The following is a 25,876-nucleotide window of genomic DNA, read 5'->3' as shown; positions in this document are numbered from 1 at the left end:
GAACTCGTCACGAATTATACGAGGTGTGAGAAAAATACCCGATAACTCAATCACCTGGGCGTCTTTCCTCAGACACCCGGTAGGACAAAGGGGTTGATATCTCCTGACGCAGCCGCAATATCATTGGCTCGTCGTCAGCGGAAGGGAAATCAACGTGCGGCGTATTCCTGGAAGAATTAAATTAGGTAAAGGTGAATATGGGTAAAGCTCTCGTCATCGTTGAGTCCCCGGCAAAAGCCAAAACGATCAATAAGTATCTGGGTAATGACTACGTGGTTAAGTCCAGCGTGGGTCATATCCGCGATTTGCCGACCAGTGGCTCAGCCAGCAAAAAGAGCGCAGACTCTACCTCCACCAAAGGGGCTAAAAAGCCTAAAAAGGATGAACGTAGCGCGCTTGTCAACCGCATGGGTGTTAACCCATGGCACAACTGGGATGCACAATACGAAGTGCTGCCCGGAAAAGAGAAAGTCGTTAACGAGCTGAAGCAGCTGGCTGAAAAAGCAGACCACATTTATCTCGCAACCGACCTTGACCGCGAAGGGGAAGCCATTGCATGGCACCTGCGGGAAGTGATCGGGGGTGATGACAAACGCTACAGTCGCGTAGTGTTTAACGAAATTACAAAAAATGCGATTCGTCAGGCGTTTGAGAAGCCTGGCGAGCTGAACATCGACCGTGTCAACGCCCAGCAGGCGCGTCGCTTTATGGACCGCGTTGTAGGCTATATGGTCTCTCCACTGCTGTGGAAAAAGATTGCCCGTGGCCTGTCCGCAGGACGTGTGCAATCCGTCGCCGTGCGTCTTGTCGTTGAGCGTGAACGCGAAATTAAAGCCTTCGTGCCGGAAGAATTCTGGGAAATTGACGCCAATGTGACCACGCCGGGCGGTGACGCTCTGCCACTGCAGGTGAGCCATCAGAACGATAAGCCTTTCCGTCCTGAAAACCGTGACCAGACCATGGCTGCCGTCGCGTTGCTGGAAAAAGCACGCTATCTGGTGCTGGAACGTGAAGATAAACCGACCAGCAGTAAACCTGGCGCGCCGTTTATCACGTCTACCCTGCAACAGGCGGCGAGTACGCGCCTTGGCTATGGCGTGAAGAAAACCATGATGATGGCCCAGCGCTTGTATGAAGCGGGTTACATCACCTACATGCGTACTGACTCAACGAATCTGAGCCAGGATGCGGTAAACATGGTACGCGGTTATATCAGTGATAACTTCGGTAAAAAATACCTGCCGGAAAGCGCCAATCAATTCGCCAGCAAAGAGAACTCTCAGGAAGCGCACGAAGCGATTCGTCCTTCTGATGTCTCTGTGTTAGCCGAGTCGCTGAAAGATATGGAAGCCGATGCCCAGAAGCTGTATCAGCTGATCTGGCGTCAGTTTGTCGCCTGTCAGATGACGCCTGCGAAGTATGACTCCACGACGCTGACCGTCGGTGCGGGCGACTTCCGTCTCAAAGCGCGCGGTCGTATCCTGCGTTTCGACGGCTGGACAAAAGTCATGCCTGCGCTGCGTAAAGGTGATGAAGACCGTACGCTGCCAGCGGTGAACAAGGGAGATGAGCTCTCTCTGGTTGATCTCGTTCCTGCTCAGCACTTCACCAAGCCGCCTGCGCGCTTTAGTGAAGCGTCGCTGGTGAAAGAGCTGGAAAAACGCGGTATTGGTCGTCCATCGACCTACGCGTCAATCATCTCGACGATCCAGGATCGCGGCTACGTTCGAGTTGAAAACCGTCGTTTCTATGCGGAAAAAATGGGTGAGATCGTCACCGACCGTCTGGAAGCTAATTTCCGCGAGTTGATGAACTACGATTTCACCGCGCAAATGGAAGACAGCCTCGACGAGGTTGCCAGCCATAAGGCGGAGTGGAAGAAGGTTCTCGACAGCTTCTTCAGCGACTTTACCAACCAGCTTGAAAAAGCGGAGAAAGATCCTGAAGAGGGCGGCATGCTGCCTAACCAGATGGTTCTGACCAGCATCGACTGCCCAACCTGCGGCCGCAAGATGGGTATTCGTACGGCAACCACGGGCGTCTTCCTTGGCTGTTCCGGCTATGCGCTGTCGCCAAAAGAGCGCTGCAAAACCACCATCAACCTGGTGCCGGAGAACGAAGTTCTCAACGTGCTGGAAGGTGAGGATGCGGAAACCAACGCTCTGCGTGCTAAACGCCGCTGCAAAAAATGCGGCACGGCGATGGACAGCTACCTGATCGATCCTAAACGTAAGCTGCACGTCTGCGGTAATAACCCAACGTGTGACGGGTATGAGATTGAGGAAGGTGAATTCCGCATTAAAGGCTATGACGGCCCGATTGTGGAGTGCGAGAAGTGTGGCTCTGAAATGCACCTGAAAATGGGGCGTTTCGGGAAGTACATGGCGTGCACCAACGACGAGTGTAAAAACACGCGCAAAATTCTGCGTAACGGTGAAGTGGCTCCGCCGAAGGAAGATCCGGTTCCGTTGCCAGAGCTGCCGTGTGAAAAATCCGACGCGTACTTCGTGCTGCGTGATGGTGCTGCGGGTGTCTTCCTGGCGGCCAACACCTTCCCGAAATCGCGTGAAACACGTGCGCCGCTGGTTGAAGAACTGCACCGCTTCCGTGACCGTCTGCCAGAAAAACTGCGTTACCTGGCCGATGCGCCACAGCAGGATCCTGAAGGCAATAAGACGGTGGTTCGCTTTAGCCGTAAAACGAAGCAGCAGTACGTGGCGGCAGAGAAAGAGGGCAAAGCGACCGGCTGGTCCGCCTTCTTTGTCGATGGCAAATGGGTTGAAGGCAAGAAATAAGCTTGCCTGACCGTCACTTACCTGTGAAAGGGCCGGACTTCCGGCCCTTTTTTATTACCTTATTATTATTTTTTGTTCCGTACTATACAGTCAGGCTATAAATGATATAGTGGTTATAGTTAACCCATTTCTTATTATCAAATCGTCTTAAGCGATTGACCGCGTGCGCTAAATCGGATGGTCTGGCATGAAATTACAGCAGCTTCGTTATATCGTTGAGGTGGTGAATCACAACCTTAATGTCTCTTCTACTGCCGAGGGGCTATATACCTCGCAACCGGGCATCAGCAAGCAGGTTCGCATGCTGGAGGATGAATTAGGTATTCAGATTTTCGCCCGTAGCGGTAAGCACCTTACGCAGGTGACGCCAGCGGGGCAGGAAATTATTCGCATTGCGCGTGAAGTCCTCTCCAAAGTCGATGCGATTAAATCTGTTGCAGGAGAACATACCTGGCCAGATAAAGGCTCGCTGTATATTGCCACCACACACACCCAGGCGCGCTATGCGTTACCTGGCGTCATTAAGGGCTTTATCGAGCGTTATCCGCGCGTCTCTTTGCATATGCATCAGGGGTCACCGACGCAAATCGCTGAAGCGGTGTCGAAAGGGAATGCCGATTTTGCCATCGCGACGGAAGCGCTCCACCTGTATGACGATCTGGTAATGCTTCCGTGCTATCACTGGAACCGATCGATCGTAGTGACTCCCGATCACCCGCTGGCGGGGAAAGGGTCGGTGACGATTGAAGAGCTGGCGCAATATCCGTTAGTCACCTATACGTTTGGCTTTACCGGACGTTCCGAGCTTGATACCGCCTTTAACCGTGCCGGGTTAACTCCACGCATTGTCTTTACCGCTACCGATGCCGACGTCATCAAGACTTACGTACGGCTTGGTTTGGGCGTGGGCGTTATTGCCAGCATGGCGGTCGACCCGGTGTCAGACCCTGATCTGGTACGTCTTGATGCACACGATATTTTTAGCCACAGCACCACAAAAATTGGCTTCCGTCGCAGTACCTTCCTGCGTAGCTATATGTATGATTTTATTCAGCGCTTTGCCCCGCATTTAACGCGTGACGTGGTGGATACCGCCGTTGCATTACGCTCAAATGAAGATATTGAAGAGATGTTTAAAGACATCAAACTCCCCGCAAAATAATCACACCCGGTATCTTTCCCTAACGGAAAGATACCGAAATACCGCCTTAAAGCTAAATTAGAATTATCATCATCTGCGCTCTCCCTGCCATATATTGTCATTATCCTTTTATTTTGTATGGTTTTAATGTCGTGAATTGACGACAAAAATAGAAACTAATTAACGGCTACGCAAATTTTTCTTTTCAAATATTTATTTGTGGTCAAAAGAATGAATATTTCATACCTCCGGATGCGTAAATTCACTGGCTTTTCGGCTAAAGTTTCTTTAGGATTTATCTCAACAGATGATTAATTGTACCAATTGTTTGGTCCTAAATGATAAGCGATATCGATTGTATGAGGTTAGCAATGCCTTCAGGAAGTGAAGAACCGCAAAGGGATCCTGCGCTCAAGCGTAAAGCCTGGCTGGCGGTCTTTCTCGTCTCCGCCCTGTTCTGGCTGATGGTTGCTCTCCTGGCCTGGAAATATTGGGGTTGAATATGGCAGTGACGGTACGTACAGAAACGGTAAAACAGATGTGTCAGCGTCATGACACTGTCCACAAAGGACGTAAGGCTCCTGCGACAGTTGTGCCTGCATCCTGGAAACTGACGCCGCAGCAGCAAGCCTTTATTGATGTGTTCGCGGAAGACGAACCCAAAAAACAATAATTTAGTTTTTTGCGTAATGATGCATTGGGTCTGAATAACGACTATGCACCTTTGTACTCTTTAATAAATACACATCAGCAATATCGCACTGAGGACCTGCCTCGGAATGTTTAATAAATAATGCCTGGTGTCCCTATGATGAATAACATGACGTCTCACAAATACTGGTCATGGATTGGCGTGTTTACCCTGTCGATCCTGTTCTGGAGTCAGCTCATCTGGCTGGCCATCCGCTAAATGATAAAACCTCGCTGCGGCGGGGTTTTTTGTTTTGACGTCCTCTGGACCATTCCTAAATTTATCAATTCGGGTTGTTATCAAAACGTTACGACATCTTTGTGTTATCTTTAATTACGGCCCTGATGATTGTCAGGACATCTCTGTAATTAAGGAGGAGCTTATGTCGTTAACCCTACGCGAAGCCAGTAAGGACACATTACAGGCAGAAAATAAAACCTGGCATTACTATAGCCTGCCGCTGGCTGCCAGAACGCTTGGGGACATTTCGCGTTTACCCAAGTCCTTGAAAGTTCTGATGGAAAACCTCTTGCGCTGGCAGGACGGTGATTCCGTCACGCTCGATGATATCCAGGCGCTGGCGGGGTGGCTGAAGCATGCCCATGCCGACAGAGAAATCGCCTACCGCCCGGCAAGGGTCCTGATGCAGGACTTTACCGGTGTACCTGCCGTGGTGGATCTCGCCGCGATGCGCGAGGCGGTTAAACGCCTCGGCGGCGATACGGCCAAAGTGAACCCGCTTTCCCCCGTTGACCTCGTGATTGACCACTCCGTGACCGTTGACCATTTCGGTGATGACGATGCCTTTGGCGAGAACGTCCGTCTGGAGATGGAGCGTAACCACGAACGTTATGTTTTCCTGAAGTGGGGCCAGCAGGCATTCAGCCGCTTTAGCGTGGTTCCACCAGGCACCGGTATTTGCCACCAGGTTAACCTTGAGTATCTCGGTAAAGCCGTCTGGAGCGAATTACAGGACAAAGAGTGGGTGGCTTATCCGGATACGCTGGTGGGTACAGATTCCCACACCACCATGATTAACGGCCTCGGCGTGCTGGGCTGGGGTGTCGGCGGAATCGAAGCGGAAGCCGCCATGCTCGGTCAGCCGGTCTCCATGCTGATTCCGGATGTCGTGGGCTTTAAGCTGACAGGAAAACTTTCAGAAGGCATTACCGCGACCGATTTGGTACTCACCGTTACCCAGATGCTGCGTAAGCATGGGGTGGTGGGCAAATTTGTTGAGTTCTACGGGGACGGGCTGGATTCGCTGCCCCTGGCTGACCGCGCGACCATTGCCAACATGGCGCCAGAATATGGCGCAACCTGTGGCTTTTTCCCAATTGATGACGTCACGCTGGAGTACATGCGTCTGAGCGGACGCAGCGAAGAGCAGGTGGCGCTGGTAGAGGCCTATACCAAAGCGCAGGGTATGTGGCGCAATCCGGGCGATGAACCTGTATTTACCAGTACGCTTGAGCTTGATATGGGCAGCGTTGAGGCAAGCCTCGCCGGGCCAAAACGTCCGCAGGATCGCGTCGCGTTGACAGACGTGCCGAAAGCCTTTGCGGCCAGCAATGAGCTGGAAGTCAACGTGGCGAAGAAAGACCATCGTCCCATCGACTATGTGTTGAACGGCCATCAATATCAACTTCCGGACGGGGCGGTTGTGATTGCCGCCATCACATCCTGTACCAACACCTCAAACCCCAGTGTTTTAATGGCGGCCGGTCTGCTGGCGAAAAAAGCGGTTGAACTGGGTCTGAAACCTCAACCATGGGTCAAAGCCTCGCTGGCGCCGGGCTCCAAAGTGGTTTCGGATTACCTGGCGCAGGCTAAGCTGACGCCTTATCTTGATGAGCTGGGTTTTAACCTCGTGGGGTATGGCTGTACGACCTGCATTGGTAACTCCGGTCCGCTGCCTGAGCCCATTGAAACGGCGATCAAGCAGGGCGATTTGACGGTAGGCGCCGTTCTTTCCGGCAACCGTAACTTTGAAGGGCGTATTCATCCACTGGTGAAAACCAACTGGCTTGCTTCGCCGCCCCTGGTGGTGGCCTATGCGCTGGCCGGGAACATGAACATTAACCTGGTGACAGATCCGATTGGTCACGACCGCAAGAACGATCCCGTCTACCTGAAAGATATCTGGCCGTCCTCGCGTGAAATTGCGATGGCCGTTGAAAAGGTCTCTACAGAGATGTTCCGCAAAGAGTATGCGGAGGTCTTCGAAGGCACGCCGGAATGGAAAACCATCAATGTCGTGGGGTCGGACACCTATGACTGGCAGGATGACTCGACCTATATTCGTCTGTCTCCGTTCTTTGATGAGATGCTCGCCGAGCCTGCGCCGCTTAAAGATATTCATGGGGCGCGCATCCTGGCCATGCTGGGAGATTCTGTCACCACTGACCATATCTCTCCGGCGGGGAGTATCAAAGCCGACAGCCCGGCGGGCCGTTATTTGCAAAGCCGGGGAGTGGAGCGCCGCGATTTTAACTCCTACGGTTCGCGCCGCGGTAACCATGAAGTCATGATGCGGGGCACGTTTGCCAACATTCGCATTCGTAATGAAATGGTTCCGGGGGTGGAAGGGGGGATGACGCGCCATCTGCCGGGGACGGACGTCGTGTCGATTTACGATGCAGCCGTGAAATATCAACAGGAAGGTACGCCGCTGGCGGTGATTGCCGGGAAAGAGTACGGTTCCGGTTCCAGCCGTGACTGGGCGGCGAAAGGGCCGCGGCTGCTGGGCGTTCGTGTGGTGATCGCCGAGTCGTTTGAACGTATTCACCGCTCGAACCTCATCGGCATGGGGATCCTGCCGCTTGAGTTCCCGCAGGGCGTAACCCGTAAAACGCTGGGGCTGACCGGAGAAGAGCAGATTGATATTAGTGGTCTGCAAAACCTGCAGCCGGGTAAAACGGTGCCGGTGAAGCTGACGCGAGCTGACGGGAAGACGGAGGTACTGGACTGCCGGTGCCGTATTGATACGGCAACCGAATTGACCTACTACCAGAACGACGGCATTTTACACTATGTGATTCGTAAGATGCTCGATTGATAAAAAAGCCCGGCGCTTATGCCGGGCTTTTTACTTTCACTCTTTCAGCAGATGGCCCATCTTGGCGGCTTTAGTATCAAGATAGTGGGCATTTTTCGGGTTGCGGCCAACAATCAGCGGCACACGTTCGACAATGTTGATTCCCGCTTCGGTGAGGATTTCCACTTTTTTCGGGTTGTTCGTCAGCAGACGAACCTCGTCGACGCCCAGCAGCTTGAACATGTCCGCACACAGGGTGAAGTCACGTTCATCGGCGGCAAAACCGAGTTGATGGTTGGCTTCTACTGTATCGTAGCCCTGGTCCTGCAGCGCGTATGCGCGGATTTTATTCAGCAGGCCAATATTACGACCTTCCTGACGGTGATAGAGCAACACACCGCGGCCTTCTTCGGCAATATGAGAAAGGGCAGCTTCCAGCTGGAAACCGCAATCACAGCGCAGGCTGAACAACGCATCGCCGGTCAGACACTCCGAATGGACGCGGGACAGCACCGGCGTCTGCCCTGAAATATCGCCGTAGACCAGCGCAACATGATCCTGTCCGGTTGCCAGTTCTTCAAACCCCACCATCAGGAAATCGCCCCATGGGGTTGGCAGTTTGGCTTCTGCCACACGTTTAAGCTGCATGTGATTCTCCAGAGTAGGCTGACACGTTTCGTGTCTTGCGCCTGTTTTACTTTCTGTATCTGTTCATTTTGCCACAAGCTCAGCAGGTTCGCCTAATGGGCACCATGCTATATGAACGTTAAACGCACGATCCGACATCTCCACCCATCGGATGAATTTCAGTTATGATTGTGAGGCTTAGCGTAAAAGGAGAAGACATGCTTTCAATCGCCAGACGTACGGCAGCAGGCGCGGCCATTTTACTGATTATGCCTTTGACCGTATGGGTCTCCGGCTGGATGTGGCAGCCCGGGCAGAATGCCACGTGGCTGAAAACGTTGTACTGGGTAACGGAGACGGTCACGCAACCGTGGGGAATTATCACCCATATCATTCTCTGTGGCTGGTTCCTGTGGTGCCTGCGTTTTCGTCTGCGCGCGGCGCTGATGCTCTTTGCTATCCTGGGTGGCGCGATTGTTATTGGTCAGGGCGTTAAGTCCTGGGTGAAAGACCATGTTCAGGAGCCACGACCGTTTGTCGTCTGGCTGGAAAAAACACACCATATTCCGGTAGATGAGTTCTACAATTTAAAGCGTAAAGATCGCGGTGCGCTGGTGAAAGAACAGCTTACGGAACAGCAGGATATTCCGAAGTTCTTGCGTAAACATTGGCAAAAAGAGACGGGCTTCGCGTTTCCTTCCGGCCACACGATGTTTGCGGCCAGCTGGGCGCTGTTGGCTGTTGGGCTGCTTTGGCCACGACGTCGAACGGTTACCATCGGGATATTACTGATCTGGGCAACGGGAGTGATGGGCAGCCGCTTGCTGCTGGGGATGCACTGGCCACGGGACCTGGTGGTCGCTACGCTGATCTCATGGCTGCTGGTGACGCTGGCAACCTGGCTTGCAGAACGACTCTGTGGCCCGCTTACGCCACCGCCTGAAGAGAAAGAAGAAATCGCCGAAAGGGAGCAAAGCGACGCCTGACGGTTGATATTGCGCATTTCGCCCATAAATCCATGACGTGTGCGTCACTTTTTCCGTTTCGCGCCCGTCGCTAAAATGGTAGTTTATAAGGCTGATTGCGGTAAGTTGAACACACTTTATTCGCTTGAACCACATAACGGGAAGTAATGTGAAATATTTACTCATTTTCTTACTGGTATTGGCGATTTTTGTCATTTCAGTCACATTGGGTGCACAAAACGATCAACAGGTGACGTTTAACTATCTGCTGGCGCAGGGCGAGTATCGCGTATCAAGTCTGCTTGCGGTCTTGTTTGCCGCAGGCTTTGCCATTGGCTGGCTGGTTTGCGGTCTGTTCTGGCTGAAAGTCCGTGTTTCTCTTGCACGCGCTGAACGTAAAATTAAACGTCTTGAGCATAACATTGCGCCTGCGTCCGACATTCCGGAAAGCTCTGGTGTGCCGGTCGTGAAGGAATAATCGACGATGCTGGAGTTGTTGTTTCTGCTTTTGCCTGTAGCCGCTGCCTATGGCTGGTATATGGGCCGCAGAAGTGCGCAACAAACAAAGCAGGATGAGGCTAACCGTCTCTCTCGCGACTACGTTGCGGGGGTGAACTTCCTCCTGAGCAATCAGCAGGACAAAGCGGTAGACCTGTTCCTCGATATGCTGAAAGAGGATACGGGGACCGTCGAAGCCCATCTCACGCTCGGTAACCTGTTCCGCTCGCGTGGCGAGGTTGACCGTGCCATCCGTATCCACCAGACCCTTATGGAAAGCGCCTCGCTGACCTACGAACAACGTCTCCTCGCGGTCCAGCAGCTGGGGCGCGATTACATGGCTGCCGGGCTGTACGACCGCGCTGAAGATATGTTCTCGCAGCTGATTGATGAAACGGATTTCCGTATCGGTGCGTTGCAGCAATTACTGCAAATTTATCAGGCCACCAGCGAATGGCAAAAAGCCATTGATACTGCCGAGCGGCTGGTGAAGCTGGGTAAAGATAAGCAGCGTGTTGAGATAGCCCATTTCTACTGTGAACTTGCCCTTCAGCAGATGGGCAACGACGACATGGACAAAGCCATGGCGTTGCTGAAGAAAGGTGCAGCAGCAGATCGCAATAGCGCGCGTATCTCTATCATGATGGGACGCGTTTTTATGGCGAGTGGCGATTACGCCAAAGCCGTTGAAAGCCTGCTTCGGGTGATTGACCAGGACAAAGAGCTGGTCAGTGAAACGCTGGAGATGCTGCAAACCTGCTATCAACAGCTGGGTAAGCAGGAAGAGTGGGTAGCATTCCTGCGCCGTTGCGTGGAAGAGAATACCGGCGCAACCGCAGAGCTGATGCTCTCAGACGTGGTTGAGCAGTACGAAGGGACCGACACCGCACAGGTGTATATTACCCGTCAGCTACAGCGTCATCCGACGATGCGGGTATTCCATAAGCTGATGGATTACCACCTGAACGACGCAGAAGAAGGGCGAGCCAAAGAGAGCCTGATGGTGCTGCGCGACATGGTCGGCGAGCAGGTGCGGAGTAAACCGCGCTACCGTTGCCAGAAGTGTGGTTTTACCGCGTATACGCTTTACTGGCATTGTCCTTCCTGCCGGGCCTGGTCCACCATCAAGCCAATCCGTGGTCTTGACGGACAGTAATTTTTTAAAACACCTCATTTTAGTTACAACATACTGTTGATTTTTACCCCTTCCTTAACACCGTGCGGTGTGCCAGCCTGGCAGGGGCGCAAATGGATTCTGTCAATTTGCGGCGGCGGCAGGTAGAATGCTGGCCGTTTATCTGTTCCGCGCCGCTGCGCGCCCATAGACGAAAAGGGCTGGTCATGACGTCTGTTACTTCCTCCACTTCCCGCGTTATTACGGATTCTCCTGTTGTTGTTGCGCTTGATTACAATAAGCGTGACGCTGCACTGGCCTTTGTCGACGGTATCGATCCTCGCGATTGCCGCCTGAAAGTTGGTAAAGAGATGTTCACGCTGTTTGGACCGCAAATCGTCCGCGATCTGCAGCAGCGTGGTTTCGATGTCTTCCTCGATCTCAAGTTCCATGACATCCCGAATACCACGGCGCACGCCGTTGCCGCCGCCGCAGAGCTGGGTGTATGGATGGTCAACGTCCATGCGTCGGGCGGGGCGAGAATGATGACTGCCGCCCGTGAAGCCCTCCAGCCGTTCGGGAAAGATGCGCCATTGCTGATTGCGGTGACCGTATTGACCAGTATGGACGAAAGTGATTTACGCGATCTTGGCGTGACATTGTCACCTGCCGAACATGCCGAGCGTCTTGCGCGTCTGACGCAGAACTGCGGGCTGGATGGCGTCGTCTGCTCCGCACAGGAAGCGGTCCGCTTCAAATCAGAACTGGGCAAAGATTTTAAACTGGTCACGCCGGGTATTCGTCCGGCTGGCAGCGACGTGGGCGATCAGCGCCGTATTATGACGCCTGAGCAGGCGCTGGCTGCTGGTGTGGATTATATGGTTATCGGGCGGCCAGTAACGCAGTCTGCTAACCCGGCAGAGACGCTCAAGGCAATCAACGCATCATTGAAAAAGGGGGCGTAATGACCGATTCCAACAGTCGTCTGGTCTACTCAACGGAGGGCGGGCGCATAGATGAGCCGAAAACCAAAGTGGAACGTCCGAAGGGCGACGGTATTGTGCGTATCCAGCGTCAAACCAGTGGACGAAAAGGGAAAGGGGTTTGCCTTATCTCAGGAATTGACCAGGATGATGCTGAGCTAACAAAACTGGCGGCTGAGTTGAAAAAGAAATGTGGCTGCGGTGGGGCCGTGAAAGACGGCATTATCGAAATTCAGGGTGATAAACGCGATTTAATTAAATCGCTGCTTGAAGCAAAAGGCATGAAAGTCAAACTGGCAGGCGGTTAAAATAAATGAGCCACGGCAAATGCCGTGGCTCGTGATATATACGTGCGTAAGTCAGACCTGAAATGCGACGCTAAATCGCGATGTCGGGAAGGCTTATAGAATAATTATTTGCCAACCTGGTGACCGATAATACCACCGACAGCAGCGCCACCCAATGTACCCAGCGTGCTACCATCTGTTAAGACTGCACCACCGAGTGCACCTGCACCGGCACCAATGGCGGTGTTACGGTCACGTTTAGACCAGTTAGAGCATGCGCTCAGGGACATTGCTACAGTGATTGCCAGAACAGCGGCGGCTAATTTTTTGCTGGTTAAGGTCATAATACTTTCTCCTGAATTATCGATTCACGGAAAGAGGTACACGTTAAGTATAGACAAAACGAATACCTAATTCTTTTTTCCGTGAAAGCTGGTCGCGCAGGCGTTACGTAATCACGCAAGTGATAGTCACTTCCTGTTATATCGCTAACATTAATTTTACGACTTTAATGCGGGTTAAACAGGTAAAAACTCTTAAAGGGGAGTTAGGAATCGTCTCAGACGAAGGGATATGCAGGCGCCCGAATGACGGGCGCGAAATGGACTCAGGCGGACGTTTTAATAATATCGACAATCAGACCGTCTTCTTCCAGCTTATTACGATGCTCGTCACTTAACCGTTCGTCGGTAATGACGCGACTGAAGCGTGAGACGGGACCCATTGTGTAAGGATGGACGGCGCCAAATTTGGAACTGTCAGTGAGCACAATGGCTTCACACTCTTTTTCCAGTACGGCATTCACCACGTCAGTGCGCATCATATCCCGGCCGGTGAAACCTGTTTCCGGCTGCCAGCCGTCAATGCCGATAAAGGCCTTACTGAAATGCACCTGCTGAACATATTGCCGGGTCAGCGGGCCCACCATGCTTTCACTTTTCTTTTGGTAAATGCCACCCAGCAAAATGACCTCACAGCGCGTCTCTTTGAGTAAATGGGCGATATAGCTGCTGACAGTGATGATAGTCACGTCTTTTTGTTCCGCGAGCGTCCGTGCCAGAAGGGCGTTGCTGCTGCCGTTTTCAATAAAGACCGTCTCGCCAGGATTTACCAGTGATGCGGCAAACTCTGCCAGTTCACGTTTAAGCGCGTAGTTATTCATCATGCGCGTCTCAACGTCGTCGCTGTCCAGCGGCACGGCATAACCATGCGCACGGCGCAGGTAACTCTGTTTTTCCAGCAGATTAAGATCCTGACGAATGGTGACTTCGGAGACGCCGGTGGTTTTAGCGAGATCGACCACGCTTACACGCCCCTGATCGATGACCATCTGCAAAATGAGTTGTTGTCGGGAATTCATAGCATCCATTTAATAAAGCGAAACGAGGTCGGAAACGGTGGGATTACACTTCCCACGGCGCTTTTGGCTGTTTGTTTTCGGGGGCGTTGTCAGCGCCATTCTGAGCAAGAAGTTCAGACTTCAGGATCTCGAGATTGCGGATCGCAGAGTGATAATCACCCGCTACCAGAATATCCAGCACGGTATCAATACGTTGTGCTACAGCTTGTGGATCAATAGTAGACATAATCTCTCCCCGGGAGCGAAAAGTGAATAATTTCAATGATGCAGAAAATGGGGTCAAAAGAGAAGGGAAAAAATGCAATAACGAAATTACATAAATGAAAGTGATAAATTTATTCCCCCTCATATAGCAGGCTTAATCGGTGGATTAGTCTAAAACTGCGCGCAAGGCGCTTTTTTATATGAGGAATTGGACTATGACAGTTATCAATCAGCCTACCTGTACACTGTTTACCGATACTGAACGTTTCACGCAGCTCTCAGGGTATTACGAGGCGGAACGACGCACCGTCTGGATGATGCTGCGGGCTCAGCCGCGTCCTTGCTTCAACCATGCCTTAATTGAGGAGATCATGAACCTTTCCTGGCTGGTCCGTCAGTCGGGTTTTGCGGTCGATTTTTGGGTTACCGGCTCGCTTGTTCCTGAAATGTACAACGTGGGAGGGGACTTGCAGTTCTTCGTCGAGTGCATTCAGAACGGGCGGCGTGAAGCGTTACGGGCGTATGCCCGCGCCTGTGTTGATTGCGTCCATGCGGCGTCAAGAGGGTTTGATACGGGGGCCATCACGCTGGCAATGGTCGAAGGCAGCGCATTAGGCGGCGGATTTGAGGCAGCGCTGGCGCACCATTTTGTCCTGGCTCAGCGTGATGCCCGGTTAGGTTTCCCGGAAATTGCCTTTAATCTGTTCCCGGGGATGGGGGGGTATTCTCTGGTCGCACGACGTTCAGGCATGAAGCTGGCGGAGGAGCTCATCTACAAAGGGGAATCCCATACGGCAGAATGGTACGAGCAGCACGGGCTGGTGGATGTGCTGTATGAACCCGGGCAAAGCTACGTCTCGGTCAGGACCTTCATCGACACATTGCGGCCAAAACTGAACGGCGTAAGAGCCATGCTGCGTGCTCGTACGCGCGTTCTGCAGTTGCCACGCAGTGAGCTGATGGATATTACCGAAGACTGGGTCGATGCCGCATTCTGCCTTGAGCCGAAAGATATCGCCTACATGGAGCGTCTGGTGATGCTGCAAAACCGCCATCATGCGGCGGGCTTACGCAAGGCCAGCTAGCGCTGTTGTCGCGCCTGATAGCGTTTTAGCCATCGCTCGAATGCGGCAGCGGGCATCGGCTTAGCAAAAAGGAAACCCTGCCGTTCGTTGACGCCATTCTTAGTCAGAAAGGCGTCTTCTTTTGCATTCTCCACCCCCTCGGCGATCACCTGAAGATTCAGGGCCTGTGCCACTGCGACAATGGCGCGTACCAGAGACTGAGAGATGGACTGCTTATGAATATCTCTGACAAAAGATTGATCGAGTTTAATGGCGTCAATAGGAAAACGCGCCAGCTGGGAAAGGGAAGAGTAGCCCGTACCAAAGTCATCCAGATGTATTTGTGCCCCGAGTCGGCTGAATTGCTGGATCACCGAAAGCGCCAGCTCTTCGTTTTCGATGAGACAGCTCTCTGTTAACTCGACGTCGATAGGGCAGTACTCAAAATGCAGATCCTTAAGCGCCTGCTTTAAATCGCTGAAAATCGTCTGGTCGGCAAGCTGACGTGCAGAGACGTTCACGGCCACGCGCAGGTTAATCCCCTTGTCACGCCATTTCGCCACCTGACGAACCACGTCGAGCATCACCCAGCGCCCCAGCGGCACAATCAAACCGGACTCTTCGGCATAAGAGATAAATTCCAGCGGTGGGATCAAGCCGCGCTCCGGCGACTGCCAGCGGACCAGCGCCTCAAGACTTCTGACCTCACCGCGCCAGGTCATTTTAGGCTGGTAGTGAATCAGAAGCTGATCGTTATCCAGCGCTTTACGCAGATTGGTGTCCAGCCAAAGATACTCAAATACGCGCTGGTTCATTTCAGGGGAGAAGACGCAGAACTTACCCCTGCCATTTTCCTTGGCGGTGTACATGGCCGTATCGGCATTGCGAATCACACTTTCCCGATCGTTCCCGTGCTGCGGCGCGAGGGCGATCCCCAAAGAACAGCCGGTATATATCTCAATCAGCCCGATTCTGAACGGCTGGCGCAGGCGGGTCAGAATGCGCGACGCCATAGCTTCCAGCGAGCCCTGAGACGTATTCGTGGCCATCACGATAAACTCATCGCCGCCGAGCCGGGCCAGAACCTGCCCCTCGTCAAGGCAACTCAGAATGGCGAGTGCAACCGCCTGTAAGAGCTGATCGCCAAACATATGCCCGTAGGCATCGTTGACCTTTTTGAAGTTATCCAGGTCAAGATACACCACGCCAACCTGCGTTTCGCCCCGATGGTTGATGGCGTCTGAGATCTGTTCGTGGATGGCATTGCGGTTGGGTAAACCGGTGATGGTATCGGTATTGGCCAGCACGCGCAGGCGCTCCTGCGCCCGACGTTCCTCGGTAATGTCGGTGCCGGAGCAAATAAGAAATATTTCGTTTTTACCGCTGCCGCTGTGAACGAATTTGTTTCTGAACAGAAACAAGCGTTGTCCTTTCCGCGTCTTGATCCAGCGTTCGACTTCGTAGGAGCTGCCGTTACGGAAGAAACCGGTGATATTTCGCTTCGAGGCTGCCGCCTCGCTGCGACTCATAAACAATTTGAACACGTTCTGACCGATCACTTCCTGCTCTTTCAGACCGGTATACTCTTCGCTCAGGCGATTAAAACGCTGAATATTGCCGTGCTGATCGAGAATTACAATGACGGAATTCGCTTCCGAAACCACCTGTTCCGCGAAGGAGAGTCCTTGAGCGAGATCGCGTGCTACGGAGGGGGTATCGTTCCAGGCCGATGCCGTGCCGGCCCACTCGTTTCGGGTGATTTTGCGGCCGACAAGATGCACGGGAACCTCTTCGCCATACAGGGAGAGGTTCATTGAAATGCTGGAGGTAATTACCGTTAACTGGCGGATCAACGTGGCTTGTTCATCGTCCAGCGTCACCACCTGAGTCGCATCGGCATTTTCGCTGGCGGCAAGGTGCAGAGCGTTGCTGTCTGCCGACAATCGCCACCACGGACTGTGAGTACCCATGTAACGAAACAGCAAATTCTGCTCAAGATCGTCGATCATGATTTCTCCCGCTGCTACTCATTAGCGCACAAATTATTCATTTGCAGTCGACTTTTCCGTTGTGAAACAGCGGTAAAACCGAAGTGAACGTATTGTTTTTCCCTGCTTTCTTATAATAAAACGAGTCTGCCAAAAAAGAATACTGAGCATCCAGCTATTCAGGTGACCGAATATGACGGCACTCTTTTACTGTAGATAATTATGGCCATTTTGGGCGGGGGGAATCGGAAAATAGTCAGAAAAAATGATGAATTTGTGGGGCGGGTTAAAAAGAAAAATTGTCGGCCTTCCCGAACGGAAATGGCCGACAATTTAGCGGGTTATCAGACAGCTGGTCGCGCGATAATACTGCGGGTTTCCATGCGGACTTCAGCGATAGTTACGTCAATCACCTCAGTGACTTTGTAAACTGTTTCACCTTTAATCTGCACGGTGCCACTTTCCTGGCTACAGACCAGTTCGTCACGAACGGCATGCAGGAATGGGGCAGGGATAAAGGCGACAGCACCGTTATCCACCAGACGGACACGCATCCCGCCGCGGCTGATATCAATAATCTCCGCAGCGAAGCGGGTGTCGGTTCCGGCTTTATCCTGCAGGAAACGCGCGTACAGCCAGTCTCCAACGTCACGTTCCGCCATGCGGTTCAGACGGCGACGTTCTGCCATCTGCACGGTCGTGTCGTCCTGAGGGCGTGCAATCGTTTCGCCTTTGATAATCGCTTTCAGCAGACGGTGGTTAACCATGTCGCCATATTTACGAATTGGGGATGTCCAGGTGGCGTAAGCTTCCAGACCGAGGCCGAAGTGCGGGCCTGGTTCGGTGCTGATTTCAGCGAAGGACTGGAAGCGGCGAATACGGCTATCAAGGAAACCGGATGGCTGTGCGTCCAGCTCGCGGCGAAGCTTGCAGAATCCTGGCAGCGTCAGGACTTCTTCCGGATCAACATGCACATCGTGATTCTTCAGCAGGGCCGCCAGCGCTTCGGTATTGGCCGGATCGAATCCGGTGTGAACGTTGTAAATTCCAAAGCCCAGCTTGTCGCGCAGCACGCGTGCGGCGCAAATGTTGGCGGAAATCATCGCTTCTTCGACGATGCGGTTAGCAATGCGTCGCGGCTCGGCCACGATATCCAGCACTTCGCCTTTCTCACCGAGAACAAAACGGTAGTCCGGACGATCTTTGAACACCAGGGCGTGGGTTGTACGCCATTCGCCACGCTTCAGGCAAATACGGTGCAGCAGACGAATCTGCGCCGCAATGGCATCAGATTCAGGTTTCCAGCTGCCGGTGTTTTCCAGCCAGTCAGAGACATTGTCATAGGCCAGCTTGGCTTTGGATTCGATGGTGGCGGCAAAGAATTCGATATCGTCTTCAATCGTCCCATCCGCGGCGATGGTCATGCGGCAGGCGAGAGCCGGGCGCACTTCATTTGGGCGCAGCGAGCAGAGATCGTCTGACAGTTCGCGCGGCAGCATCGGGATGTTAAAGCCTGGCAGGTAGTTGGTAAACGCACGGATTTTGGCCGTTTCGTCCAGTTTACTGCCTTGTGCAATCCAGGCGGTAGGATCGGCAATGGCGACGGTCAGATGCAGTTTGCCATCGGCGCTCTCTTCAGCGTAGAGCGCATCGTCCATATCTTCTGTGCTGGCGCTGTCGATGGTGACAAATTCCAGCGCAGTGAGATCGCGGCGCGTCAAACCTTCGTCCTGCATTTCAGTCGCCACGCCGTTCGGCGCTTCTTTTTCAAGATTATGGCGCGCCAGCGTGACCCACCACGGGACGAAATGGTCATCGCCAAAGGTGATGAACTGCGTCAGCTCTGCATAGAAACCACGGTCGCCTTTCAGAGGATGACGGCGCATTTCTGCTACGGCCCAGTCACCTTCTTTAAAATCATGCTCAACGCCGCGGGCGGCCCGGCAGGGAATGGCATCTTTCAACAGGGGATGATCCGGCACGATAGAAAGACGATCGTCTTTTCGCTGAACCTTACCGACAAAGCGGGTCAGGAACGGTTCAATCAGTTCTTCCGGCTCAGCGGATTCACGTTCCTTCTCTGTATGAATGACGGCCATGACGCGATCGCCATGCATCACTTTCTTCATCTGCGGTGGCGGAATGAAGTAGCTTTTCTGCGCGTCAACTTCAAGGAAGCCAAAGCCCTTTTCCGTGGCTTTCACGACCCCTTCTGCACGCGGCGTCTGGGAATGCAGTTGCTGTTTAAGCTGCGCTAGCAGCGGGTTGTCCTGAAACATAATGTTCTATTTTCGTAGCCATTGAGCGGCTGACAGTTTTACGCGATTCTCACTTCTACAGCAAGCGGTCTTTGGGGAATGCGTGTGGTTATTCCGCTTTGCCAGCCGCGACTTTTAGTCGATTAAGCCAGCCCTCAAACGCGCTTTGAGACAGGCGGTTGATCGCCTGGGCGACAGTCAGTCCTTCTTCCATGAGTGGGGTAAACTGCGCGGCACTAAAGCGGTCCGGCGAGCGTGTCAGCAAGTCGACTGCTGCCAAAAGCGACGGCGGGGAAAGCGCACTCTCTTCCCGGCTGTTTATCAGGATCTCTCCCGTCAGGTCGAGCAAGGTCGGTTCATGGCACAGGACGGGTGTCAGCGCCTCAAGCGCAGGTTCTGCCTGCCAGCGGGAGAGGGACTCAAGCTGATGCGCACTCGCATAGCGAAGCTCGACCACGGGAAGAAGCGCTATCCACCTACCGGCGCACGCTGGCAGGGCGTGCGGCTGAATATGATGGCCCGGCAACCAGCGAACGGGATGGCCAAGCAGAGCCTGAAAGACCGCAACCACGCGCGCCTGAAAACCGATAAAGCCGATGATCTGGTTAATCACCACAATGTCATAGGTAGAGAGACCCACCTCATCAAGCTGGTTTCGCGCCTTGTCATCAATGACATCCGGTGAGCTGGCGAGCTGACGGGCATACTGCGTGATTTGCGCCAGCCGCCGGTTACTTTCGCGGGAGGAGTCAGGACCCGGCAGCGGAGCAAGAAGGGCGGCATAATGGTTGCATAGCCGCTGAACGCCACAGGCCTGCGCAACCGTCAACGCGGTACTTAACCGGTCATAGGCGCTGAGCGTTCGCAGACGATTGACGGGAAGTGAGAGGGGAAACAGCTGATGGCATAAGGCTCTGGCAGGGGCAAGCCAGCCGGTACAGGCGGCGACAATCTCATCGGGCAGGGCTAAATCGAGCAAAAAACGATCGTCGACGTTAGCGGCTTCGGGCACCAGGGGCAGCGCATCCGACTGCGCGTGGTTTGACTGGGTTTCGTGATACCAGTGGCCTTTGCCGGAAAAACGGCGTTGTTCCATGGGCGTTCCTTGATCTCAAAATGGCGATCAATATCCTGGCGTAACGCAGATAAAGGGAAAAATATTGTTAGGTGATAACAAATATCAGAACGGAATAACGAGGGGATGGTGCGGGGGAAAACTCTCTTCCCGTGCGGGAAGAGAGTCTGAGCTTATTTAATTTCCAGCTCGTTCATTGCAGCGATGTTGAAGCCGCCGTCAACGTGAACCACTTCACCGGAGATACCCGCGGACAGGTCAGAGCACAGGAATGCAGCAGAGTTACCCACATCTTCAATGGTAACAGTACGACGAATCGGGGTAACCGCTTCGCAGTGCGCCAGCATTTTACGGAAATCTTTGATGCCGGATGCCGCCAGGGTGCGGATAGGACCCGCGGAGATGGCGTTAACACGCACACCTTCAGGACCCATTGCGTTCGCCATATAGCGTACGTTGGCTTCCAGAGACGCTTTAGCCAGACCCATCACGTTGTAGTTAGGGATAGCACGTTCCGCGCCCAGGTAGGACAGGGTCAGCAGCGCTGCGCCCGGGTTCAGCATCGCGCGGCAAGATTTAGCCATCGCAACGAAGCTGTAGGAGCTGATGTCGTGAGCGATTTTAAAGCCATCACGGGTAACCGCGTTCACATAGTCACCGTCCAGCTGGTCGCCAGGCGCGAAGCCGATGGAGTGAACGAAACCGTCGAATTTCGGCCATGCTTTTGCCAGCTCAGCAAACATGCCATCGATGCTTTCATCTTGTGCAACGTCACATTCCAGAACGATGCTGGAACCCAGCTGCGCGGCAAACTCTTCAACACGGCCTTTCAGCTTGTCGTTCTGGTAGGTGAACGCCAGCTCAGCGCCTTCACGATGCATTGCCTGTGCGATGCCGTATGCGATGGACAGTTTGCTGGCAACGCCAGTCACCAGAATGCGCTTACCGGAAAGAAAACCCATAGCTTTAATCCTTATATTCATTGCTTATTTTGCCTTGTAATTCATAGCGTTACAGGCAGTATTTCAAAATCATTCGAAATTAGCTCGAAATTATAGCCCACTCACAGCCCCTTGTGTCACGATATTTCTCGCCGATCGCCAAAGACGAATGCCCCAGAAGGTGAGGCGTGGGTTCAAAATTTCAGCATTCGTCCAGTATATCACCCGGCAGCAGCTTCGCCTCATCCAACCAGCGTGGATGCGCGATCCCTCACGATAGTGACCCTTTCCTGTCGCTTTCTATGAAACGCGCGATGACAATAAAGAAAACCGGGACGAAGAAGATCGCGAGAAGCGTACCGCTAATCATGCCGCCAAAGACACCGGTGCCGATGGCGTGTTGTGTGCTGTCACTTGCGCCACTGGCCAGCATTAAGGGAACCACTCCTAACGTAAAGGCTAACGATGTCATCAGAATAGGGCGCAGGCGCTGGCTTGCGGCCTGTATCGTTGCCGCCACCAGAGGATTCCCTTCACGATGCAACTGTCTGGCAAACTCCACAATCAATATGGCGTTCTTGGCAGACAGGCCTATCAGGGTGATAAGGCCGACCTTGAAGAAAACATCATTCGTCATGCCGGCAACAGACACGGCCATGACTGCACCGATCAGTCCCAATGGCACCACCAGCATGACGGCAAAAGGTATTGACCAGCTCTCATACAGGGCAGCGAGCACCATAAACACCACCAGAATCGACAGGACGATCAGACCCGGGAGCTGCGACTGGGATTTTATTTCCTGCAATGAGCTCCCGGCCCATTCTCCCGCCAAGCCCTGAGGTAAATCCCTGGACAAATTCTCCATAACTTTCATTGCGGTACCGCTGGATTCACCTGTGGACGCACTGCCGGTAATGCGGATAGCAGAATACCCCTGGTAACGCGTTAATTGCTGCGGTGCAACGTTCCAGGAGAGCGTCGCAAACGTTGACACTGGCACCCTCTGCCCCTGGCGGTTTTTAACAGATAATTTCAGGATCTGCTCAGGTTGCATTCGGTAAGGCGCATCGGCCTGGATAATCACCTGCTGAACACGCCCATTGTTCGTGTAGTCATTAACGTAGTTTGAACCCATGGTGACGGAGAGCGTCTGGTTGATTTCATCAAATGAGACGCCCAGAGCTTCCGCTTTTTCCCGGTCAATCTGAAGCGCCAGGCTAGTGCCTTCCGGCAGGCCGTCGATATACACGCCACTCAGTTCAGGACGTTGATTCGCTTTCAGCACCAGCGCATCGGCCGCCTGCTTTAACGCCTCGTAGCCCAGTCCCGCTCTGTCCTGCACGTACCAGGTGAAGCCCGACGAGGTGCCCATATCCGAAATGGCAGGCGGGAGCAGGCTCATCGTTACGGCATCAGAGACGTTTGCCATACTGGCCTGCATATGGTCGGCTTCATCCTCGGCTGTAGAGCCGTGCCTTTCTTTCCAGTCCTTCAGCGTGGTGAACGCCATGGCCGAATTCGGTCCTGATCCTGAAAACCCAAAACCCAGGATCATAATGTTGCTTTCAATATCCGGTCGGGTCGCAATTTCCTGTTCAAATGTTTTTACTACTTTCAGGGTGCGCTGCATTGTGGCATCAGAGGGAAGCTGAATAGAGGACATAAAATAGCCCTGATCTTCGTCCGGCAGAAAGGATGAGGGCAGCGAAGACAATCCTAAAAATAGCGCAGCACAAAGCGCAACATACAGAAGCAGCATTCGGCCGGTTCGTTTCAGAACCGCGCCCAGGCCGGATTCGTACCATGTCGTCAGGGTATGAAAACGGGCGTTAAAGCCTACCGCGAACCTGCCGCCACCGTGTTTTTGCGCGCTGTGGGGCTTAAGCAACGTCGCACAAAGCGCGGGAGTCAGCGTGAGGGCAAGAAATGCCGACAACAGTATGGATACAGCCATGGAAATACAAAATTGTCGATAAATAATGCCTACGGACCCATCAGCAAAACCCATGGGTATAAAGACAGCGGTAAGTACCAGCGTGATCCCGATAATTGCCGGGGTGATTTCGGCCATGGCCTCCCGGGTAGCGTCGCGCGGAGAAAGGTTTTTTTCTTCCATCAGCCGTTCAACGTTCTCCACGACCACAATGGCGTCATCCACGATAATCCCTATCGCCAGCACCATGCCGAACATGGTCAGTATATTGATCGAGTATCCACTCAATAGCATCACTGTGAAGGTGCCCAGCAGCGCGACGGGGGCCACAATCGCGGGGATAAGCGTACAGCGTATCTTATGTAAAAACAGCAGCATAACGAGAAAGACAAGGACCATCGCTTCCACAAAGGTTTGCACCACCTTCATGATGGACAGCTTTACAAACGGTGCGGTATCGAATGGAACCGTAAACGCCATTCCTTCCGGCAACACCTGAGAAAGTTCGTCGATACGTGCACGTACGCCTGACGCCGTGCTCATCGCATTGGCGCCTGGTGACAACTGGATTGCCGCAGCCGTTGCCGGCACCCCATTTTCACGGATACCGAAAGCGTAACTTTGCAGGCCAGACTCAATCCGCGCAACGTCGGACAGTTTCAGCCTTGCGCCAGACGCATCTGCTTTAAGGGTAATGTTTCTGAAAGCCTCTACAGAAGTGAGTTGCCCTTTCACGGTAATGGGATAGGTTACGCCTTGTCCTGCAGTTGCCGGTTCGTCTCCCGTTTTCCCCGGCGAAACAAGGGCATTTTGCTGACCTACAGCGGTAAGAACATCGCTCACCGAAAGCCCGTAACTGTGCAGCTGCATGGGATCCAGCCAGATGCGCAGCGCTTTTTCGCCACCAAACAGCTGGACTTTTCCGACTCCCGGCACACGGCGTAGTTCGTCGCTGACGTTGCGGGCAAAATAATCGCTTAAATCCGCCTCTTCAAATTTGCCGGTTGTGGACTTCAACCCCACCATCATTAAAAATCCGGAATTGGCCGCCTCGACGTTGATGCCATTTTGCCTGACCGCCTGTGGCAAACGTGGCTCTACAATCTTGATCTGGTTCTGAAGATCCATCTGTGCCAGCTTAATGTCTGTGCCGGGCTTAAAGGTCACGGTAATAGATGCAGAACCGGTTGTGTCGCTGGATGATTCGAAATAGAGCAAATTATCCACGCCCGATATTTCACGCTCGATGAGCGACACCACGGACGTATTCATGATATCGGGGCTGGCACCCGGATAAGTGACAGAAATAATGATCCCCGGCGGTGCTACCGCCGGATACTGCGCAACCGGCAACCGGGGTATAGACAGGACACCCGTCAGGACAATAAAAAGCGCCACTACCCAGGCGAATACGGGGCGTTCAATAAAAAAATGAGGCATTAAATTAACGTCCAGATACGTGAATTTCGTCATCGGCTGATACGCGTTTACCGATATCCCTGAGCTGAGAAAATTTCTCAAGAAGCTGCGGGGCGTCATCGAGACTTGTCGCGAACATCCACATGTATGTCATCACGGAATAAATATGTCCGGCGGTGATGCCAGCCGATTGCGTCATCCAGATAATGGTCAGCGTAAAAAGCAGGGCAACGAGTATACCCACCCATAAATAGCCCCACGCCTCCCGGTCCGATAACGCAATGCGTAAACGTGCAAGCGTGACGTAATGGCGGTGAAGGGTGGCGGTGCCTGCCTTATGAACATAATCAACTTCTTTCTCATGACGATTATTCAGGCGCATGAATAACCATTCATTTTTACGGGCATATTCCGAGACAAATCCCATCAGAATGATGACGATTGCACAGCACATGATGCCGGCCCAGAATTCGATAAATAACAGCATGATTGCCGCACCAAAGAGAGAACTCAGCGAGGTAATAAGCAGGGGCAAGTGCATTTCAAAGAAATCCACATACTCGCGCGAGAGTGTGACCCTGGCGGCGATAGCCGAATGGTTAAGCTGGTATTTCCGCTGTGAAAGCACAACGGAGACCGCAAGCCCGGCATAAATACGGGCAAACGTTCGCGTATCAACACTCCGTCTTGTCGCACCTATGATCCACATACAGAGCACCATCAGTCCGTACAGTGCGGCGTTAAGTGTCTTACCCGCAAGAATGGCATTAATCGCGATGCCTGCCAGAACGGGATACAGTAAAAACATCACGTTTTCAGCCACGACAAGGAAAAAAGTCACAACCAGTTTTTTCCGGTGACGTACCGCGAGTTTTTTAAGTGAGTACATAACGCCAGCTGTATCTGGAGAACGACGATTGTTATTAAGGTTATTCATTCTGGGTAACAGGTTTCAGACTCTTTAAGTGAGTGTATTTTGAGCAATAAGGGTTGGCAGGAAGTCTACAACTCGCCTGTTTAGCGGAAATGGCAGTTTTATGGAGAGAGTGTGGAGCGCAACCGTGCGGTTGTTCAAATCATTCTCATAATGAGGTACAACGGCGAACCGCAGAAAAAAAGAATTAAATAACACTCGTAGTAAAACACCAAATCGTCGAAATCTGGCGTAGCGTTCAGCAGCACAGTGAACGTAATTATGAGATATATAAAAATCACCATTAGCCAGAAGGCGATGACAAGTAATTCAGTGAATGCACCTGCTTTGTTTTGTATTATCAGAGAGACAACCGACAAAGCGATGCAACCATAAATAATGGGAGAGGAGGGCAGCGTCGCGGCAACTTTTTCATCCATTTTATGCATCAACACCAGCCAGGTATAAAGTAATCCCCACGACAGCAGCAGGAACAGCGTATATATACCGATTTTCTTAGTAGAGAAATATTTCGAAAATTCCATGTTCATTATCTCAGCCAGATTCATAAAGCCTTAAA

Annotated in this window: 23 protein-coding genes; 12 read left to right on the top strand and 11 right to left on the bottom strand. The window is 52.8% G+C overall.

The features are described 5' to 3' along the window. The first annotated feature begins 197 nt into the window (after positions 1 to 197). The 6 genes from topA (at position 198) to acnA (ending at position 7,685) form a co-directional block, all read left to right on the top strand. Positions 198 to 2,795, top strand: a complete 2,598-nt coding sequence (topA, locus tag AAER43_RS12820) for a type I DNA topoisomerase (protein ID WP_050862660.1) — start codon at positions 198 to 200, stop codon at positions 2,793 to 2,795. A gap of 187 nt (positions 2,796 to 2,982) precedes the next feature. Continuing rightward, on the top strand, positions 2,983 to 3,957 hold the full coding sequence (gene cysB, locus AAER43_RS12815; RefSeq protein ID WP_006175683.1) for an HTH-type transcriptional regulator CysB: 975 nt from the start codon (positions 2,983 to 2,985) through the stop codon (positions 3,955 to 3,957). Positions 3,958 to 4,295: 338 nt separating this feature from the next. Continuing rightward, complete coding sequence (locus tag AAER43_RS12810) at positions 4,296 to 4,436, top strand: YmiA family putative membrane protein (RefSeq protein ID WP_213391151.1); 141 nt, start codon at positions 4,296 to 4,298, stop codon at positions 4,434 to 4,436. A 2-nt stretch (positions 4,437 to 4,438) separates the two neighbouring features. Next, on the top strand, positions 4,439 to 4,609 hold the full coding sequence (locus tag AAER43_RS12805) for a hypothetical protein (protein WP_032629003.1): 171 nt from the start codon (positions 4,439 to 4,441) through the stop codon (positions 4,607 to 4,609). Positions 4,610 to 4,747: 138 nt separating this feature from the next. Further along, complete coding sequence (gene ymiC / locus AAER43_RS12800; protein ID WP_014884088.1) at positions 4,748 to 4,846, top strand: small membrane protein YmiC; 99 nt, start codon at positions 4,748 to 4,750, stop codon at positions 4,844 to 4,846. Positions 4,847 to 5,009: 163 nt separating this feature from the next. Beyond that, positions 5,010 to 7,685, top strand: coding sequence for an aconitate hydratase AcnA (gene acnA, locus AAER43_RS12795; protein ID WP_023338386.1), 2,676 nt, complete (start codon positions 5,010 to 5,012; stop codon positions 7,683 to 7,685). A gap of 36 nt (positions 7,686 to 7,721) precedes the next feature. Here acnA and ribA read toward each other — a convergent pair whose 3' ends face one another. Further along, positions 7,722 to 8,312 carry a GTP cyclohydrolase II gene (gene ribA, locus AAER43_RS12790; RefSeq protein WP_008501210.1) on the bottom strand — a complete coding sequence of 197 codons (591 nt, stop codon included), beginning with the start codon at positions 8,310 to 8,312 and terminating at the stop codon, positions 7,722 to 7,724. A 197-nt stretch (positions 8,313 to 8,509) separates the two neighbouring features. Here ribA and pgpB point away from each other — a divergent pair, with 197 nt between their 5' ends. From pgpB to yciH, 5 genes are all read left to right on the top strand, one after another. Beyond that, positions 8,510 to 9,277 (top strand): phosphatidylglycerophosphatase B, encoded by a 768-nt coding sequence (gene pgpB / locus AAER43_RS12785; RefSeq protein ID WP_023330548.1) that lies wholly within the window; start codon positions 8,510 to 8,512, stop codon positions 9,275 to 9,277. Between the two features lie 148 nt (positions 9,278 to 9,425). Next, complete coding sequence (locus AAER43_RS12780; RefSeq protein ID WP_014884085.1) at positions 9,426 to 9,734, top strand: LapA family protein; 309 nt, start codon at positions 9,426 to 9,428, stop codon at positions 9,732 to 9,734. Between the two features lie 6 nt (positions 9,735 to 9,740). Continuing rightward, positions 9,741 to 10,910, top strand: coding sequence for a lipopolysaccharide assembly protein LapB (gene lapB, locus AAER43_RS12775; RefSeq protein WP_023330547.1), 1,170 nt, complete (start codon positions 9,741 to 9,743; stop codon positions 10,908 to 10,910). Between the two features lie 185 nt (positions 10,911 to 11,095). After that, on the top strand, positions 11,096 to 11,833 hold the full coding sequence (gene pyrF, locus AAER43_RS12770) for an orotidine-5'-phosphate decarboxylase (protein WP_023338383.1): 738 nt from the start codon (positions 11,096 to 11,098) through the stop codon (positions 11,831 to 11,833). Further along, positions 11,833 to 12,159 (top strand): stress response translation initiation inhibitor YciH, encoded by a 327-nt coding sequence (yciH, locus tag AAER43_RS12765; protein ID WP_023337376.1) that lies wholly within the window; start codon positions 11,833 to 11,835, stop codon positions 12,157 to 12,159. The genes pyrF and yciH overlap by 1 nt, the downstream gene beginning before the upstream one ends. 104 nt (positions 12,160 to 12,263) lie before the next feature. Here yciH and osmB read toward each other — a convergent pair whose 3' ends face one another. The 3 genes from osmB to AAER43_RS12750 all read right to left on the bottom strand — a co-directional run bounded on the left by osmB (position 12,264) and on the right by AAER43_RS12750 (position 13,724). Further along, the gene (gene osmB / locus AAER43_RS12760) at positions 12,264 to 12,482 is read right to left on the bottom strand and encodes an osmotically-inducible lipoprotein OsmB (protein ID WP_008501216.1); all 219 of its coding nucleotides are present in this window, start codon (positions 12,480 to 12,482) and stop codon (positions 12,264 to 12,266) included. 263 nt (positions 12,483 to 12,745) lie between these two features. Continuing rightward, positions 12,746 to 13,498, bottom strand: coding sequence for a DNA-binding transcriptional regulator YciT (locus tag AAER43_RS12755; RefSeq protein WP_014884081.1), 753 nt, complete (start codon positions 13,496 to 13,498; stop codon positions 12,746 to 12,748). A gap of 43 nt (positions 13,499 to 13,541) precedes the next feature. After that, positions 13,542 to 13,724, bottom strand: a complete 183-nt coding sequence (locus tag AAER43_RS12750; protein WP_014884080.1) for a hypothetical protein — start codon at positions 13,722 to 13,724, stop codon at positions 13,542 to 13,544. A gap of 193 nt (positions 13,725 to 13,917) precedes the next feature. On the opposite strand from AAER43_RS12750, the gene AAER43_RS12745 reads away from it, so the two are divergent. Further along, the gene (locus AAER43_RS12745) at positions 13,918 to 14,787 is read left to right on the top strand and encodes a crotonase/enoyl-CoA hydratase family protein (protein WP_014884079.1); all 870 of its coding nucleotides are present in this window, start codon (positions 13,918 to 13,920) and stop codon (positions 14,785 to 14,787) included. On the opposite strand, the gene pdeR is transcribed toward AAER43_RS12745, so the two are convergent. The 7 genes from pdeR to AAER43_RS12710 all read right to left on the bottom strand — a co-directional run bounded on the left by pdeR (position 14,784) and on the right by AAER43_RS12710 (position 25,847). Then, the gene (pdeR, locus tag AAER43_RS12740; protein WP_014884078.1) at positions 14,784 to 16,775 is read right to left on the bottom strand and encodes a cyclic di-GMP phosphodiesterase; all 1,992 of its coding nucleotides are present in this window, start codon (positions 16,773 to 16,775) and stop codon (positions 14,784 to 14,786) included. The genes AAER43_RS12745 and pdeR overlap by 4 nt on opposite strands. Positions 16,776 to 17,098: 323 nt before the next feature. After that, positions 17,099 to 19,033: an exoribonuclease II gene (locus AAER43_RS12735; RefSeq protein WP_023337374.1), complete on the bottom strand. Its 1,935-nt coding sequence runs from the start codon at positions 19,031 to 19,033 to the stop codon at positions 17,099 to 17,101. Positions 19,034 to 19,121: 88 nt separating this feature from the next. Then, complete coding sequence (locus tag AAER43_RS12730; protein ID WP_023337373.1) at positions 19,122 to 20,108, bottom strand: oxidoreductase; 987 nt, start codon at positions 20,106 to 20,108, stop codon at positions 19,122 to 19,124. 152 nt (positions 20,109 to 20,260) lie between these two features. Continuing rightward, on the bottom strand, positions 20,261 to 21,049 hold the full coding sequence (fabI, locus tag AAER43_RS12725) for an enoyl-ACP reductase FabI (protein ID WP_003856831.1): 789 nt from the start codon (positions 21,047 to 21,049) through the stop codon (positions 20,261 to 20,263). 250 nt (positions 21,050 to 21,299) lie between these two features. Continuing rightward, on the bottom strand, positions 21,300 to 24,404 hold the full coding sequence (locus AAER43_RS12720; protein WP_110820707.1) for a multidrug efflux RND transporter permease subunit: 3,105 nt from the start codon (positions 24,402 to 24,404) through the stop codon (positions 21,300 to 21,302). A gap of 4 nt (positions 24,405 to 24,408) precedes the next feature. Further along, a complete protein-coding gene (locus AAER43_RS12715) occupies positions 24,409 to 25,320 on the bottom strand; it encodes an ABC transporter six-transmembrane domain-containing protein (RefSeq protein ID WP_050861968.1) in 912 nt (303 codons plus the stop codon). 134 nt (positions 25,321 to 25,454) lie between these two features. Next, positions 25,455 to 25,847: a transporter gene (locus tag AAER43_RS12710; RefSeq protein ID WP_100124566.1), complete on the bottom strand. Its 393-nt coding sequence runs from the start codon at positions 25,845 to 25,847 to the stop codon at positions 25,455 to 25,457. Between the last annotated feature and the right edge of the window lie 29 nt (positions 25,848 to 25,876).

Origin of the sequence: Enterobacter sp. FUJ80071 (assembly GCF_038739915.1) — a bacterium.
Lineage (GTDB): Bacteria > Pseudomonadota > Gammaproteobacteria > Enterobacterales > Enterobacteriaceae > Enterobacter > Enterobacter kobei.
Note: the sequence above shows the minus strand (reverse complement) of the source record. Positions and strands in the feature narration are given on the sequence as shown.